The sequence below is a fragment of the Bartonella sp. OT172YNZD genome (genome assembly GCF_042193725.1).
GTDB lineage: Bacteria > Pseudomonadota > Alphaproteobacteria > Rhizobiales > Rhizobiaceae > Bartonella > Bartonella grahamii_A.
This window is the reverse complement of the sequence record NZ_JBHILZ010000006.1, coordinates 45,885-62,897: the sequence shown is the minus strand read 5'-3', so window position 1 is coordinate 62,897 and position 17,013 is coordinate 45,885. Positions and strand designations below refer to the sequence as shown.

General features: G+C 34.1%; 9 protein-coding genes, 2 tRNA genes and 2 pseudogenes. 7 read left to right on the top strand and 6 right to left on the bottom strand.

Annotated elements, in window-relative coordinates:
* Positions 1 to 119: 119 nt before the first annotated feature.
* The 4 genes and pseudogenes from ACFIJS_RS03760 (at position 120) to ACFIJS_RS03745 (ending at position 3,742) form a co-directional block, all read left to right on the top strand.
* A tRNA-Arg gene (locus ACFIJS_RS03760) sits at positions 120 to 196 on the top strand.
* A 480-nt stretch (positions 197 to 676) separates the two neighbouring features.
* Positions 677 to 1,160 (top strand): annotated as a pseudogene (locus tag ACFIJS_RS03755) (YbfB/YjiJ family MFS transporter).
* 1,899 nt (positions 1,161 to 3,059) lie between these two features.
* Positions 3,060 to 3,305: a hypothetical protein gene (locus ACFIJS_RS03750; protein ID WP_375650089.1), complete on the top strand. Its 246-nt coding sequence runs from the start codon at positions 3,060 to 3,062 to the stop codon at positions 3,303 to 3,305.
* A 98-nt stretch (positions 3,306 to 3,403) separates the two neighbouring features.
* Complete coding sequence (locus ACFIJS_RS03745; protein ID WP_375650086.1) at positions 3,404 to 3,742, top strand: DUF6990 domain-containing protein; 339 nt, start codon at positions 3,404 to 3,406, stop codon at positions 3,740 to 3,742.
* 527 nt (positions 3,743 to 4,269) lie between these two features.
* Here ACFIJS_RS03745 and ACFIJS_RS03740 read toward each other — a convergent pair.
* Positions 4,270 to 5,838, bottom strand: a complete 1,569-nt coding sequence (locus ACFIJS_RS03740; RefSeq protein WP_375650084.1) for a TerC family protein — start codon at positions 5,836 to 5,838, stop codon at positions 4,270 to 4,272.
* A gap of 436 nt (positions 5,839 to 6,274) precedes the next feature.
* Between ACFIJS_RS03740 and ACFIJS_RS03735 the strand changes: the two genes are divergently transcribed.
* Positions 6,275 to 6,350 (top strand) — tRNA-Lys (locus ACFIJS_RS03735).
* Between the two features lie 507 nt (positions 6,351 to 6,857).
* Here ACFIJS_RS03735 and ACFIJS_RS03730 read toward each other — a convergent pair.
* From ACFIJS_RS03730 to ACFIJS_RS03710, 5 genes are all read right to left on the bottom strand, one after another.
* A complete protein-coding gene (locus tag ACFIJS_RS03730) occupies positions 6,858 to 6,995 on the bottom strand; it encodes a hypothetical protein (RefSeq protein WP_375650082.1) in 138 nt (45 codons plus the stop codon).
* Positions 6,996 to 7,932: 937 nt separating this feature from the next.
* Positions 7,933 to 8,886 carry a YbhN family protein gene (locus tag ACFIJS_RS03725; RefSeq protein WP_375622677.1) on the bottom strand — a complete coding sequence of 318 codons (954 nt, stop codon included), beginning with the start codon at positions 8,884 to 8,886 and terminating at the stop codon, positions 7,933 to 7,935.
* 15 nt (positions 8,887 to 8,901) lie between these two features.
* Positions 8,902 to 10,653 carry a YbaL family putative K(+) efflux transporter gene (gene ybaL / locus ACFIJS_RS03720; RefSeq protein WP_375650079.1) on the bottom strand — a complete coding sequence of 584 codons (1,752 nt, stop codon included), beginning with the start codon at positions 10,651 to 10,653 and terminating at the stop codon, positions 8,902 to 8,904.
* Between the two features lie 99 nt (positions 10,654 to 10,752).
* The gene (secD, locus tag ACFIJS_RS03715; RefSeq protein ID WP_375650077.1) at positions 10,753 to 13,266 is read right to left on the bottom strand and encodes a protein translocase subunit SecD; all 2,514 of its coding nucleotides are present in this window, start codon (positions 13,264 to 13,266) and stop codon (positions 10,753 to 10,755) included.
* Between the two features lie 91 nt (positions 13,267 to 13,357).
* On the bottom strand, positions 13,358 to 13,735 hold the full coding sequence (locus tag ACFIJS_RS03710) for a hypothetical protein (protein WP_375650075.1): 378 nt from the start codon (positions 13,733 to 13,735) through the stop codon (positions 13,358 to 13,360).
* A gap of 180 nt (positions 13,736 to 13,915) precedes the next feature.
* Here ACFIJS_RS03710 and ACFIJS_RS03705 point away from each other — a divergent pair, with 180 nt between their 5' ends.
* Together ACFIJS_RS03705 and ACFIJS_RS03700 are read left to right on the top strand one after the other, a co-directional pair.
* Positions 13,916 to 16,291, top strand: coding sequence for a mechanosensitive ion channel domain-containing protein (locus ACFIJS_RS03705; RefSeq protein WP_375650073.1), 2,376 nt, complete (start codon positions 13,916 to 13,918; stop codon positions 16,289 to 16,291).
* Positions 16,285 to 16,558: pseudogene (locus ACFIJS_RS03700) on the top strand (hypothetical protein). The gene ACFIJS_RS03705 and the pseudogene ACFIJS_RS03700 overlap by 7 nt, the downstream one beginning before the upstream one ends.
* Positions 16,559 to 17,013 lie beyond the last annotated feature (455 nt).

Genomic DNA, 17,013 nt, shown 5'->3' with positions numbered 1-17,013 from the left:
AGAGCGTGTCATTAGATAAGTTACAAACAAGTAATTTTTTATTAGAATGATAATTTAGCATTGAAGCTAAGAGTATGATTAGTTAAAAGACCATAACTGATTGTAATGATCAGTTTGAAGCACCCGTAGCTCAGCTGGATAGAGCGCTGCCCTCCGAAGGCAGAGGTCACAGATTCGAATTCTGTCGGGTGCACCAAATTCTTCAACTTTATATCATCCTAAATAACAATATTACCTAAAAAGAAGCCACTTTCTTCTTTTATGAAAATGGTCATTTGAGTTGTTTATTAAGTTTTGTAGCGAATAAGGAAATGATTTTAAGAGAAGTAAAATCATTTGCTTATATAATTTTTCGGTTAGTTATTTTGTATATCGAGATAAAAAAGCAAGATTATCTAAATATGCTTTCAATTTCATTATAAATATTTATAACATAAAAATACATATAATTCAATATGTTATTGTATAATTGATCTGGCGATGTTGACACTAAATCGCTAAATATATTGTTCGGAGCATTAAAATAGATCGCTAAATTTGCTTTTATTCTATTTTTGGAGCTAAAGGCTGTTATGGTGAGATGGAACGTGGATGAGGAATATCACCAGTTAAAGGAATAATAATGGGGAAAAAATAATCGTCAAAATTTGAATTGTTTAAAAACGCTGTATTCGGTATGGTTATTGTGGTTTTGAGAATGAGTATCGGGCGATTTCTCTATACACCAATATTGCCAGTTATGTTGGATGAGGGATTGTTTACCTTTAATCAACTTTCTTATATAGCTAGCGCTAATTATTGTGGTTATTTAGTTGAGAGTATAGTCTTTACGTTTGGCAGAATTGGGAATATATCTCTTGCTCCTCGTATGCTATTTTGTGCGGCTATAGTAATGATTGCACTTATTATTTCCATGGCGTTAACAGTTAGTCCTTTTGATCCGTTTTGCTGCTGGTGTTGCGAGTGCAGCAATGATGGTTTTGGATTCTATTATGGTCATGCAGCATAGCCATAATGGGTGGATTATTGCTTCGCTTTATGCAGGTGTAGGAGTTGGTATTCTATTAGGTAATGAATATGTTATTATTAGTTTGAACAGGGCGCTTGATGCGACAAACATTTGGTTTGGAATCGGCTTAATGTCTGTTAAAAACTTTTAAAAACATATAGATTTAATTATGACAACTATATCAAAAAACACCCCCGTTATTTCTTCCATTGCAAATGACACCAACCCTGTTAATAAGAAAAAATCATCCCAAAATATGAATTAACCAATCAAACGGATTTCGTGACTGATCATATATTGTATAGCATTCGTACTTTAAAAGATTTTTGTGATATAAAAAAGGCGATCTAGGTGGTTCTATTGAAAATGAAAGCAACCTTTCTCATGATGGTAATTGCTGAGTTGCTCATAATGCCTGTGTTGTAAAATCTGGTCGTGTTTATGAAAATGCAAGGGGCTATGGCAATGCTCCCATTGGTGGCTATATGTATGGCAATGCCCTTATATGTGATAAAACCTGCATGTATTTTGGTGCTCATGTTTATGACAATGCTCAAACGTTTGAGTTTATCATTATGCTATTGTTAATATTTATGGCAATGCCAAGATCTCTGGTTATTTCGTGATTAGAGGTAATATATATGGCAATACAAGAATAAAAAGACATAGCGATTTATATTCGGTTTCCATAAATTGTAAGCTTTATGAAAGCGATAACGTTTTCAAGATTGATAAACAGAATAAATGATAGGTGTGTGTGGGCGCCTTTTTTATGGCTATAAATCCATCATAAAAGAGAGAATGCATAAAAGAAAGCCGTGCCAATTGATATGACGCGGCTTTTAAATAGAGGTGCTACAGATCATACAAAAGAAATCAATAATGCATGTATACAAAACGTATCATATTTCAATCGCTCTATTCTATTGATTAAAACTTATCAAAAGGAACGTAAATAAACAGGTATGATCTTTAATCACTCATTTGAATTACAGAACCTATAAACACTTTTTTATGGCTATAAAACGTATTAAGAATAACACCCTCATTTTTGAGGTGGTCATTTGAAAAAAGCACATTATCAAAATGCTTCTTTTAAAACGTTTCAAAATATTAAGCTCAAAATCGAGCTCGTTAACTTTAGAATAGAGCTTTCTTTAAACTTTGTCGCTTTTGACTCAAAATTGAGTAAAACCCCATGCCTTTGTAATATGATTACAATTCTTTTAACATTTACCTGCTTATCTTACAAAGGAGGTGCCCTCAAATTTGAGGGGACCTCCTTTGGTTTCGTATTTTTAAACTGTAACTTTTAAAACGTTTTTTGCTTGCGTTATATCATTAAAAGGCTTTTGATTTCATAAGACATAACATTATCAATTTTATTACCTGTTATGATGATAGTATTTATATAATGCCTGCCTATCATTTACTAACTTTTAGTAAGCGGTGCTTTAAAATCGACTTGTCTTTAAATCATTTTATGTGTCCTTAATGAACTAAAACCTATCGTATGATAGTTTCAAATGATTATTTCTTTTAAGGTTTAGCTCAAAAAAAGGGTAAACCCCATACCATTCTTTAAACGCATGTAATTTATGTTATCGATAATTTCAAACAATTACGTTTTTAACAATGCAATTTGTGCGTGATAAAAACGTATTATAAAATTTATGAATTGTTATGAATGATAGTTGCTTGTCACTTCATTTGAATGTTTACATGCGTTATAACATTTGCATCATGATTTTTTATGGTTTATTTATACATGGCAATTGTTTATAAAAATAGTCAATTGAATCATGTATAAAAATTTCGATTTTAAATGAGATTCATATAAAATAATTGTACACAACCTATTTATTTTGTTGTATTTTTTGTGATAAGATTCCATCTCGTTTAGACGTTGCAAAAGAAATCACCAAAGATCTTATTGATAAGATGCTTCTCTTACACGGCGTTATCGATTTTGTTTGCAAAAATCTGCTTCGCTTGTGACTTTTGATATGGATACAAACTATTTTCAGGTAGAGCAAAGAATTTTTTAACTATGGAGAGTGCAACAGCACTCTTCAAAAATCTTGATTGGTTTGTTGAGAAAATTAAAGAGGTAGACAATTATTCAGCACGTTATCAACTACCAGATCGTGAAGTACAAATTCTATATAATGATGCAATTATCAAAGGTTATCCGCAATTTGATGTTGGAGTTTCGATTCGTACTGGTATTTTAGCTGCTGCCTGCATGGTAATTAATCCCTATCAATTCTTAGCACTTACAAGATCTACGACTTGATTTTGATAAAAAAGCGGTAAGAGTTTGTGAAGAAGAAATATATGCGGATTTGTTGGAATTAAAGCTTGATTATGTCTTGAAATGAGCGATGGAAAAAATTGATCTTCATAAATGCTTTTATTCCAGATATGGAGCACCACCTTGGCAAAATAGTGAATTTGAGGCACATAAAGGTTATCAAAGTAGATGATGCAGATTATAGCTTACTTCATATTGGTGCACTGGCTTTATTGGGTGATGTTGCAACCTTACAATCTTATTGTCACAGTTTCAGTGCAAGGGATCATTTAGGTTTTGATGAAAATACCCAACAGCTTCATCTTGAACGTGCATTGGCTTTAGCCAAAGAAGTGGTGAAATCTAAGCAGTTCAGCTACGCTTTAATTGCAAAAGTAGCAAAAAATATGAGCCATCTGGAAGAAAAACAAAGTTTTTAATAAGGGTTTTCCAGAGAGGTGGAGTCTCATTCTTGGAAGGAAAAAACAGCTAAATTTATTGAAACAAAAGATAAGAAATAGCTCCTTAAGAAATATCAAGAAGATCTCAAAAGATTATAGGAGCCAGAGTGTAGTTTAATGCTGCCATCATCAGTTAAGTAAACCCAACAATGGTGGAGTTCTATCCATTGGCGGAAATCTGATGTTTAAAAGAGGGTTTCTTGGTATGAAGGTAATATTGCAATAAATAATTATTATAAATCAATATGTTGTATATATTCATTATTTTTTGAGATTAATGATCATTGACAAATAATTTTGCATCATGTTCTCTTTTACAGCTTTTCGTAAATCATCAATGAAAACTTTTTGTAATGGAAAGTTCGTTGATAACATAACTTTTGCATGTTCATTATTTATGCTTAAAAAATATAAAAATAATGAAATGCAATTAAGTTATTAACTTCTTGTTCTTTTCAATTTTTAATCATAAAAAATCTTTTTATTCATCTTGCTTATAAAAAAAATTAGCTTTTTTCTGGTAATATAAGTGGAGAAATAAGGATTTTAGATATGTTTCGACGTTCCATTTCAATCACTTTAAAGTGTAAACCATCAGTTTCAAAACTTTCTCCCTCATTTGGTAAATGACCAAACTGCCAAAGCATAAAGCCTGCCAGAGTCGTATAACGATCTGCTTCATCCACAAGGTTACGCCCAAGATAACCACTTAAACGGCGGATATCAGCATATCCCTCAACAAGAAGACTGCCATTTTCAAGTTGTTCTGCGATCATGAGTTCTTCATCGTCATCAGGAAAGTCTCCTGCAATAGCTTCAAGAATATCGGTTGGTGTTGCAATTCCTTCAAAAGATCCATGCTCATCAACAATAATTGCAAGCTGAATCGAAGAATGGCGTAATTGCTCCATCAATCGTAAAACACTTGTGTTTTCATGAACAACGAGGGGTTCTCGCATAGCTTTTTTCCAATTAATCTTTTTTCCTTCAGCCAAATTCAAAAGAAGATCTTTTGTCAACGCAACGCCAACAAATTCATCCACTTTTTCACGCGCAAGAATTAAGCGGCTATGTTTAACCTTTTGTAATTCTTCACGCATTTCATTTTCATCAGCATTTAAATCTAACCACTCAATCTCATTACGGGGCGACATGATAGAGCGAACAGGGCGATCAGCTAAATCGAGAACACCACGAATCATCTCCTTTTCTTCTGGTCTAAACAACTCAGAGGCTGCGGCCTGTTCAGCAATAACATCTACAGTCTCAGCAAGGTGACTATCTTTGCTTCCTCCTCCTAAGAGCCTCAAAACAGCATCAGCTGTTCTACTGCGTAGATCATTCGTTTTAATCATTTTTTCACGGTTACGACGTCCAATTTGATTAAAAGCTTCGATGAGAACAGAAAAACCAATAGCAGCATACAAATACCCTTTTGGGATATGAAAACCAAATCCTTCAACAATGAGAGTAAAACCAATCATCATCAAAAAACCCAGACAGAGGATTACAATAGTGGGATGACGATTAATAAAACGCATAAGAGTACCAGATCCGCACATCATTACTCCCATAGCAGCTATGACTGCGATATACATAACTGCTGCCTGCTCTTTTGCAATCATACCTGTTGCGGTAATAATACTGTCTAGTGAAAAAACGGCATCCAGCACCACGATTTGAACGATTACTTGCCAAAAAACAGCATAAGCAACGCCTGTTTTTCTTTCATGTGATACTCCTTCTAACCTTTCATGCAATTCTAGCGTTCCCTTTGCTAGCAAAAAGGCTCCACCACCGATTAAAATAAAGCTATGCCAACTAAATACAAAAGATGAAAGTGAAAGAATTACCCTATCGAGTCTCATAACCCATCCAATAACTGTAAGAAGGAAAAGCCGCATAATTAATGCTAAAGTAAGACCTAGAAAGCGTGCGCGGTCACGCAAACGCAGTGGCAATTTTTCAGCTAAAATTGCAATAAAGATAAGGTTATCTATTCCTAAAACAATTTCGAGAAAAACCAGCGTGATCAAACCAAACCACGCATGGGGATCAGTGATCCATTCCATCATTCCTTACCTTTTAGAAGCTTAAAAGCGCGCGATTGACAAAAAAAATTCATAGGCTTTTATTCGTATATTGGATCATGAACATTGAATGTAAAAAAACTTATATTCAAAGAAAAAAACAGCAAAATATTGCTTGAATGCATGTGATTATTGATAAAACAAAATGATGCCCCATCCCGCTTACAACCACAAGAAGGTTCCTCTAAATTTTGCTCGGGCATTATGCCGATAATCCTCCAACTATAGGTTCTGTATAACAATCAGAACATTTATTTATAAAGCTCCTTATAATGGGTTTATTTTTATATAAGATCAAGTGGTGAATATCATATTTTTAACCTTACAGACAATGAGTCTATATAACAAACAACAAAATATCTGGACATCCATCCTTAGGAGCGTTATAGAAACGCTCATTCTCATCTTGTGAGAAGCTTATGGGTGATTAGCTCAGTCGGTAGAGCAGCTGACTCTTAATCAGCGGGTCGTGGGTTCGATCCCCTCATCACCCACCATTCGATTTTATACCATAATAACTTATTGATTGCGTAAATTTTTTTAAGGTACGAGTTGCTAAATAAAATTGGGGAGTAGGATTTCCCCATATGCGTTTGTTTAAAAGTGAAGATTGTTGATATAGCTTAGTCATCAGGTTGTATACTTTTTAGGGGGCTTAAAGAACTTCCAAAGGACATTTAAAGATCTTTTAATGCGTATTGTTTCTTTTTTTTAAATCGCAATTGGTAAGGAGAAGCTTCTTACCGACAATTGTGTTATTTAAAAGGATATAAAAATCAACAGTTTTTACTTCTTTTAATATAAATTGATTAATTTTTTTTGATTTTTGGCATATTGTTTAAAGACAGAAGGAATTTTATATTTTAGTTATGTTAGCAGCTTGGATATTTTTTTATAACTCTCTCACTTAAACAAAAAATCTCTGTAATAATCATCAGTATTCCAAGAGGGTAAATCAAGATAAAACAAAGTAGTTAGCTGGACATAACAGGAATAAAATTAGATCAGTTTAATTGTTTAAAGCTAATACCTGCTAAACGACAGAAAATAAGTTTTAATAAGGCTTCAAGTTTTAAAATATTAAACCGTGCAGTTACGCTATGCTGTCTTCCCGTTAGCTTGACTGCTAAAAATACAAACATTAAGAAAGCCGCTCAGAATCATTATAATATATTGATTTATAATAATTAATTATTCTTTGTTTGAAAAAACTTTATTGTCATAAACTTTTGTTTTAATCCATCTTATAATGAAACAATTAAAATTATTATTTTTTCATCATAAATGAGATTAACGTGTGGACAAAGACTATTGAAGAAAAGCATAAAAATGATTCTTATTAACGTTCTTAAGCGCCAAAAGTTATAGCAACATTGAAAAAATAGTATAATGGTGCAGGCTTGCTCTTTTATTAAGTATAAAAATGATGGTGCAACAATGGCTTTACTACTATACCATTTACAGGTGTTATTGTGTAATGGGGAATAGCACTGAGAGAGATTTCTTAAAAAAGGTATGTAGATTACCAATACGATGGTGTTCTGTTCTTTGAGAGACTTAATTCTATTAAAGAACGTGACAAACAAAAGCGTAACGCAATATGTATACACATTATTCCTATATTTTTGAGAGATGAAAATTTCGTAAAGTTTTTTCTTGTATTTTTGTATGATCGTTTAGGGAAAATTCTTTTATTAAAGGGTTCTTTAATTATTCTTTATGTATAATAATTCTTTGTTTCAAACAATAAAATGAAATTATTTTCAGATAGAAGTTTTTAATTTTGAGCATTTATTTTCTGCAAAAAATTTTGTAATCATATGCGTTATCCTAAGGATTGATTACACAATGAAATAATACCTTTAATATTCAAGTTTATGAGAGTTTTTTTGAAGGAAAATAGATAAATAGTTCTATGTTTTTCGTAAAGTAAGATTTTTATAAAAGGGGACCTTCAAGTTTTAATGTAAAAAAGATAAATACAAATAATGATTGTATTAATTTACATATACAATTGAATTTATGGTGATTATAATCATTTATAGGCACACAAAAAAGAAGTCTTTGATAGCCTTTTATTTATTCAGGTGGTGTTTTGGGGGCTCTTTTCCAATATTGATGCGCTTCAAAAATGGCGACTACAAATAATGAAATGATGAGCGGTATAATCAAATAAAACATTCTAAAGACAATAAGTGCTGCAATAACATCGGTTGGATTTATATTGGGCATGCCTGTTATGAAGAGAGCTTCAAGGACTCCTACTCCTCCTGCTGGAGCATTGGAGAGAAGAGTTATCGTAAAAGATGCGAGGAAAACACCAAGAACAGAGATAAAATGAATATCTGCGTTGTGTGGGAGAACAGCATATATAATTCCTGCTGCTCCTAAAAGCTCTAGAGGGCTAATGAGAAGCTGTTGAATAACAATTTTCAGCCGTGGATAGGAAAGTTGAATTTTCTTACCCAAGCGCAAGGGTTTTAACTGAAGCCAGCTGCCAAACGTATAAAGTGCTATACAGCTGAGTAAAATTGCTCCACCCGTTGTTCCTAGCCATTCAGGAAGTTCTTTATGAATGAGGGTGATAATTTCGGGTTGTAGCACCAAAACGATTCCTAAAAGTAAGATTGTGCCGATTACAAAAGTAAAAGAGCAAAAACCTACTAATATTGCGATTTCTGTTCCATTTAATCCTTTCATTTTATAGGCGCGATAGCGCACAACTGCACCAGAAAAAACTGAAGCACCGATATTGTGTGAAAGAGCGTAGGTTGTAAATGAACATATAGCGATAAAAATCCAAGAAATTTTATGGCCTAGATGTTGCAAGGCAATTCGATCATATCCAGCAAGAGCAGCATAAGCTAGGAGAGAACATAAACAGGCTAATGACCAGTGCTGTGCATTTAAATCGCTCAAGCGTTCCAATACATCCCCAAATGAAATGGCAGAGAGTTTCATATAAAGAATCCGAATAGATATCAGCATTGCTAAGATACCAATCAATGGCCATATAAATTGCTTTATTTTCACGATTCTTTATCCATTTTATGTTTTCTGTAAATTTTCATGATTGAGCATATTCTTTACAGATCTTCGTTCCGTTATATACTCCATAATGCCATTGGCAATTTCTTCATTATCCGTTACTACAACATCAGCACCTAAATCAATGAGATATGCTGTTTCTGTGTCGGATAATGCATGGGTGATTATCTGGATATCTTTCTTCATATCACGTATATTCACGATACATTCTCCTACTTCAATGGTACTTCGCATTGTAATAACAACTTTATGTGCATTATTTATATTTGCTGCGTTCATTATTTCTTTTTGAATGATATTGCCGCAAATAGCCTCAAAGCCATCTGCAATCGCTTTATCAGAGAGGCGTTTTGATTCTTCTACGATCACTATAGGTTTACCTCTATTTATTAAAGATAATGCAACACACTTACCGATACGACCATAGCCAATAATTACGATATGGTTATTTTTTAAGGTTATCGGTAAAAAATCTTGGTCAGGATCTTGTGGATCAATATCAATAATTGTTTGGGTATTTTGTGAAGATGCAGAATTTTTTTCTAGACGTTTTTTAATTTTATTACAGGCAATGAAAACAAGAGGATTGAGCAAAATAGAAAAAATTGCTCCTCCAAGAATTAAATCATGAGCGTCATTGTTTAAAAGTCCTAAGCTTAAACTTAAACCAGCAAGAATAAAGGAAAATTCTCCGATTTGGGCAAGGCTTGCAGAAATAGTCAAAGCTGTTGCATTAGAATAGCGAAAAGCCTTAACGATGAAAAAAGCAACAGCAGATTTTCCGATTACGATAATGAATAAGGTTGCTAAGAGAGGGAAAAAATGGGTTAAGAGTTTCTCCGGGTCAAATAACATGCCTACAGAAACAAAAAAGAGAACAGAAAAGGCATCGCGCAGTGGTAAAGATTCTTCCGCGGCACGGTGGCTTAATTCTGATTCGCTCATGACCATACCAGCAAAAAAAGCACCAAGAGAAAGAGAAACACCAAATAAATGAGCGGCTCCGAAAGCTACTCCTAATGCAATAGCAAAGACGCTAAGACGAAATAATTCACGTGATCCCGATTGTGCGCTCATTTTTAAAAGCCATGGGATAATGCGTCGCCCAATGACAAGCATAAGTGCAATAAATACAATCACTTTCAGGATGGTAAGACCAAAAACACCCAAAATACTTAAATCCAACCATTGAACAAGAGGATCCAACGCTTCTTTTTTGGTATTGCTGAGGGCACTTGCCAAGGAAGGGATGAGGACAAGTATAAGGACCATTGCTAAATCCTCAATAATCAACCATCCAACGGCAATGCGTCCTTTTTCTGTTTCAATAAGATGACGCTCTTGCAAAGCACGTAGCAGGATAACAGTACTTGCTATGGATAAAGCAAGCCCGAAGATCACACTACCACTAAAGCCCCATCCCATAATCAGACCAAGGCACAAACCTAGAGAAGTAGAAAATGCCATTTGTGCAATAGCAGCGGGGACAGCAATAGCTTTGACAGATAAAAGATCTTTTAATGAAAAGTGGAGTCCAACACCAAACATCAGCAAAATAATGCCAATTTCAGCAAGTTGATTAATGATGACGGAATCTATTTTAAATCCGCCTGTATTGGGTCCCACAATAACACCAGCTAACAAATAGCCTACAAGTGGTGAAATACGCAAACGGCTAGCAATCATTCCCAGGAAAAATGCTAAACATAAACCTGCAACAATAGTTGTGATAAGTGGTGTGTCGTGGAGCATAGATTATTTACTATTCTTAATCAAAAAGCGAATGAATGAAAATGACTATATTTCTATAAGAAGAGAGGCGAAATGTATCATACGTATTAAAGGGCATTTTTATTTCACTTTGGTATTTGCACGATTATTTCGCTTATGCCACCAAGTTCCTAGCAGGAGTAAAATAGGAGCAGCAATAAAGATAGAGGATGATGTTGCAATAATAATCCCAAAAACCATGGGCAATGCAAAATTATGAACAGCACTTCCACCCCATATCGCCATGGGGAGCATAGCAAGAATTGTTGTAGCTGATGTAAAAAAACAACGTACAAGAACCTGATTAATGGACAGATCAATCAGCTCGCGCAACGGCATTTTTTTATAAAGACGCATATTTTCGCGCATCCTATCATAAACGACAACTTTATCATTTATAGAATATCCAACAATTGTTAAGAGCGCAGCGATAGCCGTTAAATTAAAATCAAATTGAAATAAAGCAAAAAAGCCAATCATTTTTGTGGTATCTAGAATAAGAGTGATAATTGCTCCAATGGCAAAGAACCACTCGAAGCGTAACCATATATAGAGAGACATGGCAATAGCCGCAAGAATAACAGCAGTAAAAGCAGCTGTGGCAAGCTCGCCTGAAATTTTGGGACCAACAATTTCTATTTGATCGAATGTGGTATCGGGATAGATATTTCGTACAGCTGCTTTGACTTTATCAATGGCGATGGTTTGTTGTGCTTCGCTACCGCTTTGTTTCTGCATTCGAATTAATACGGTGTTTTCGTTATCAATATTTTGTAAGGTAACTTCACCAATATTAAGAGTAGAAAGCTTGGAACGCAGAGTTGCTAGATCTGCTGGTGCTTTCGTGGTAATACTCATTTGGCTTCCGCCAATGAAATCAATTCCGAAGTTCAATCCAGGCTTAAAAAAGAGAAAAACTGAAGCTATTGATAAAACAATTGAGACGCCAATACCAATGAAGCGTGCTTTCATAAAGTGGAAAGTTGTGTTTTGTGGCATGATGTTGAAAGCAGAGTGAATATGCAATTTTTTAATTTTCCATTTACGAACGATCCAAATCATGATGATGCGTACAATGGTGATATTTGTAAACATGGAGATGATAATACCAAGCAACATTGTTACGGCAAAACCACGAACGGGACCGGTACCGAACCAAAACAGTAAGATAGTCGCTATAATTGCCGTAACATTTGCATCAACAATGGTTGCAAAAGCGTGTTTAAATCCACGATCTAAGGCTGCAAAAGCACTCACACCTTTTCGACTTTCTTCACGGATACGTTCATTGATGAGAATATTAGCATCAACTGCAATACCGATACCTAAAATAATACCAGCAATACCAGGCAGCGTAAGCGTAGCTCCCAAAAGACTCAGTGCAGAAAATGTTAAAATTGTATGCAGAGCTAGCGCTATATTGGCAATTAATCCCCAAATACGATAGAGAAGAAAAATAAAAATTGCAACAAGAATAAAGCCAATTATGCCGGTGTACAGTCCCATTTGGATGGCATCAGCACCAAGATTTGGACCTACGGTTCTCTCTTCAATGACCGTGAGTGGTGCGGGGAGGGAACCAGCACGAAGCAGAGCAGCCAGAGTTGAGGCTTCTTTGGGGTCAAAGTTTCCTGTAATTTGACCTTTTCCATTGGGAATGACACTATTGATGGTAGGAGCGGTTAAAACCTTATTATCCAGAACAATTGCAAAAGGACGGTTAATATTTTGTCGTGTTATATCAGCAAATATTTTTGCGCCAGCGGAATCTAGCGTAAATGAAATAATGGAACGTCCTGGTATTTGGGGGTCAAAACCTGCACGGGCATCTTTCAGGACATTTCCATCTAAAGCAATTTGATCATAAATTGCATAATGTTGTGTTGCATCAGTGTATCCAGGGAGAATAGAAACACCTATAGGGGGATTATTGGGGTCCACATTAGAAGGAACAAGATGAAAACTCATCTTAGCGGTTGTTCCTAAAAGATCACGCAGTTGTTTTGGATCTTGTAGTCCAGGCAATTGGACCATAATACGATCATTTCCAACCTTTTGGATGGCTGGTTCTGAAACACCAACTTGATCTATACGACGACGGATGATTTCTAAGCTTTGTTCAATAGCATTGCTGACACGGTCTTTTATACCAGCTTCTGTTAATGTGACGCGGAGAGTTTCATTTTGAGCACTGATCGTGATGTTATGTTCTGTTGTGCCAAAGCTACTGTGTATGGGGGTTATTAATGTTTTCAAAGCAGAGAGTGCTTTTTCAGTTTGCGATGGGTCAGAAATAAGGGCAATAACGCTATCTCCAACGATACGCACACTTGAGGTGCGGATTTGTTTTTCACGCAATACATTGCGCACATTGCTTAAAACTATATGTAACTGATCGCGTTTTAACGTTTTGCTATCAACCTCGAGCAGGAGAGAAGAGCCTCCTTGAAGGTCAAGACCAAGTGCTACACGGGTGTCGGGTAAGAATTTTGAGTTTTTAACTTGTTCGTGTGAAAATAAATTGGGTAAGGCAACATAAATGCTGCTTAAAAGAATAAAACAATAAAGGGTAGTTAACCAACCAGGTGTACGCATGATATATTCCGTAAATAGGCAATCTAACAGTTATTCAAAGTTAAAAGCACAAGTAAAATGAGATGATCAATTTATAATTCAAAGAAGAAAATTAAGTTTGTTCATTGGGAGGAGCGCGTTTATTTGAGAAATATTGCGTTTTAACGTTACGAAATCCTGTGTCAATAGCTAGAATCTTTATTAAAAAGAAATCTAATGTTAGGATTTTTTGAAAGGTCCTCATAAAAATAGATTCTGTATGAAGTGTTACAAGTTTTTTATTTTCAATTGTGGTAACATTCACATGATCACACTTATTGTGTAAATCAAATTTATTCGTTTTAATGATATTATTGGTGTGTAATTGTTTGATTAAATAAGCACGCGTTCCTAGGTTGCTCGTCAAGAATACACCTAAACTGGATAGAAAAATCCAGGTTGTCAAAGGAAGAAAATCTTCTTTTTTGCAATAAAGGTGCAAAAAAAACATGCTAGAGTGCCTTCTTTAATCTTATTGAGTTCAGCTTATTTATCATTCTTTTATCTTATTATCAGTATTATAGGATAAGGGAAAGCTTTTATAAGATTATTCTATAAAAGTTGAAAATATCTACTTTATACCATATTTAAAAGAGAGAAATAAAATCCCTTTTGTGCTCATAAGGTAGATATGTATTCATTTTGTAGAAAAAACATCCACATACTTTTCCTTCTTTTGGGGATTATCTTTGTATTTAATTCTGGTGCATGGGGTAATAGGGGGGCACAAAATACAATTGTCGAACAAACGATAGCTTCTTATTCAGTTGATGAAATTATTCAGCAACAACAGTTGATTATTGAGACTCTTGAAGAAAATACTGAAACTTTAAAAAGAGATTTTGACAGAAAGTCAGAAGATGATCGTGCTTTAGAAGAATTACGGTTACGTGCACAAGATATCAGTGAACGTGCTATTGAGGCAGCATTTGTTTTGCGTCCTCCTCTTAATGAGATTAATACACTTCTTGATCAATTAACGGAGCTCCATCGTGACGTAAAAAAACTGAAAAGCTCAGTGAAGGAATATTCTTGCTTGATAGAGCAAAAAGCTAAAATTAACAGTATCATGCTTCGTTTTGAAGCAATTTTCTTAGCGGCAAATAGAATAGCTGAACTTTCTATTTCTCAGTCTCGGGAGCTTTTTAAACGCACGCTTACGTATAGGCTTGAGTTTTCGATTCCGATGCTTAAACATCTCGCCCAAAAAACAAAAGAGGCTTCATCAGATTTTCTTGTGTTGTTAAATTCTTGGTGGAATTTTATATTTTACTTCAAGTTTTTACAACTATTTCTTTGCTTTTTAATTCCACTTTTTATTACTTTGGGACTTTCGTATTTTTCTCAAAAAGTTCTTGTTCATGTGTATTGCCACTTTACGAAGTCTAATGAGGAAATATCTTATTTACAACGCTTATTGATCGCCTTTATTTCAGTTCTCTTACCTTCGCTTGTATGTACTCTTTGCGTTTATCTTGTGTTGTTTTTGTTTCGTAATTTTAACTTAGATCTAGGTAAGCTTACAACAGTTTTTGATATGATAGGTCGTCAAATTATTTTAGTATTTCTAATCAATCGCTTAGCGATTGTTCTTTTATCATCGAATATGCCCCATGTACGTCTTCTCAGTATTGCACCGTCGTCTGCATATCAATTAGTGATTTTACTCACTTTTTTAGGAGGTGTTTTGGCATTTGACGCTGTTCTTGATAGTATTTATCAAATCATTTCAGCGCCTCTATCTTTGACAATTGCTAAAAGTTTTATTGCTGTTTTTCTTGTAGCGATATTGCTGTTTATAATATCACTTGTACCTTTGCGGTTTAGACGTAGGCGTTTTCAAGGAGAAAAAAAAGAGCCATACTTTTGGCCATTTTATATACGCATTCCTCTTATTTGCTTGGGATTACTGCTCTTTGTGTTGAATTTTTTGGGCTATGTTGGTCTTGCACATTTTATTATGAAGCAAATTATGATGGGTGGAGCATTTTTAGTTCTTATGTATTTAGGAATACAAAGCGCTCAAGCACTTGGAACTAAAGGCCAATTTATGAAAACAACGGTTGGTCATCTTTTGATGCAGAGGTTTCATTTAGAAGAAAAAACGATGAATCAATTAGGAGTTTTTGTGAGCGTTTTTCTCAATTTATTTGTTGTTGTATTTTGTGCAATGCCAATTGCTGTACAATTTGGATTTTCCTATTCTGATTTGAAAGCAGTATTGTGGCAATTGGTTACCGGTTTTCAGATTGGAAATATTACTCTTTCTTTGATTTCTCTTGTAACAGGAATTATTTCTTTTTGTGTTTGCTGGTTTCTTATTCGCCGATTTATTGGTTGGTTAGATAGTGTGGTGTTGGTTCATGGAGAGTTCGATTCTGGTATACGTAATTCTATCAAAACAGTGATAAGTTATGGAGGCGTTGTTGTGTCTGCTTTGACGGGATTGTCAATGGCAGGTTTGGATCTTAGAAATTTCGCACTTATTGCTGGAGGACTTTCGCTTGGTATAGGTTTTGGTTTACAGAATATTGTCCAAAATTTTGTCTCTGGACTTATTATTTTAGTTGGAAGACCATTTAAAATAGGAGACTATATAGAATCTGGATCAGTAGGTGGTGTTGTTAAGCGTATTAGTGTGCGTGCAACGGAACTTGAGACCATTCAGTGTAAGACAATTATTATTCCCAATTCAAGCCTTATTAATAACAACGTTAGTAATTGGACTAGACGTAATAAAGTAGGACGAATTGATATACCAGTTACTGTATCATCTAAGGTTGCTCCAGAGCATGTTGCTGAAATTTTGTTGGAGATTGCTTTTACGACAGAAGGCGTTTTAAAAAATCCTATTCCGCAGGTGAGTTTTACGGCATTTGATTGTAAGAGTTTTTCCTTTAATTTAGCTATTTATGTGCCTAATATTACCTCACCTTCTCATGTAACCAATGCTCTTCGATTTATTTTATATAAGCGTTTTTCTGAGGAAGGAATCTTAGAATGCTGAAATATATTTATGCTTTGATTACGGTTATTCTGTTAAGTATTTTTACCATAACAGCTTTTGCCGCAACAGTGAAGAATACAGATTTAAAGGTACAATCTCTCGTTGTTGTCGAGGGAAGTATACCTTCAAAATTTTTTTTAAATACTCATCAAACGATTATAATTTGTATGAAGGGATGTTTTATAACTTATTCCTAATAAAGACCGTTTTGCAATAAAGGCAGATGATAATATAGAAATCAGTAGGGAAAGAGCAATTTTTAAATAAAATGATTGAGAACTTTTGTTTGGAGACAAGATTTAGAACGATAATAATATTGTCGTATTAATAATCTCATATTTTAGAAAATGGTAGAAAAAAGATATAATTTTAATATAAAATAGGTATAATTTTTTATACTATGTAGAATCTAAAGTATGCATTTTGGATGTAAGAATATTGAGGTATTTATAATCTTTTTAATGAATATCGATTTTTTAAAAATAATTACATCATTTTTAGAATTTTTCTCATGAAAAAAGGTATATAATATACTATTTTGTAATTTTTTGCGGTAGTTTTGATACAAAATGTTTTATATTTCCTTCTTTTCAAGATATAATAGTTGTCTTTATTAAATTTTATTATTGAAAGTATTCATTATTTTAATATTTTAAAATTTATTTGATAATATTAAATTTTGATGTAATGATATATTAATATAGTGATAGATTTAAATGTAA

Excerpts from the sequence above, each read along its gene's own strand:
- ACFIJS_RS03750 (WP_375650089.1), top strand. The coding sequence starts at position 3,060 with ATGGAGAGTGCAACAGCACTCTTCAAAAATCTTGATTGGTTTGTTGAG.
- ACFIJS_RS03740 (WP_375650084.1), bottom strand. The coding sequence starts at position 5,838 with ATGATGGAATGGATCACTGATCCCCATGCGTGGTTTGGTTTGATCACG.
- ACFIJS_RS03730 (WP_375650082.1), bottom strand. The coding sequence starts at position 6,995 with ATGTTTGTATTTTTAGCAGTCAAGCTAACGGGAAGACAGCATAGCGTA.
- ybaL (WP_375650079.1), bottom strand. The coding sequence starts at position 10,653 with ATGCTCCACGACACACCACTTATCACAACTATTGTTGCAGGTTTATGT.
- secD (WP_375650077.1), bottom strand. The coding sequence starts at position 13,266 with ATGCGTACACCTGGTTGGTTAACTACCCTTTATTGTTTTATTCTTTTA.
- ACFIJS_RS03710 (WP_375650075.1), bottom strand. The coding sequence starts at position 13,735 with ATGTTTTTTTTGCACCTTTATTGCAAAAAAGAAGATTTTCTTCCTTTG.
- ACFIJS_RS03705 (WP_375650073.1), top strand. The coding sequence starts at position 13,916 with ATGTATTCATTTTGTAGAAAAAACATCCACATACTTTTCCTTCTTTTG.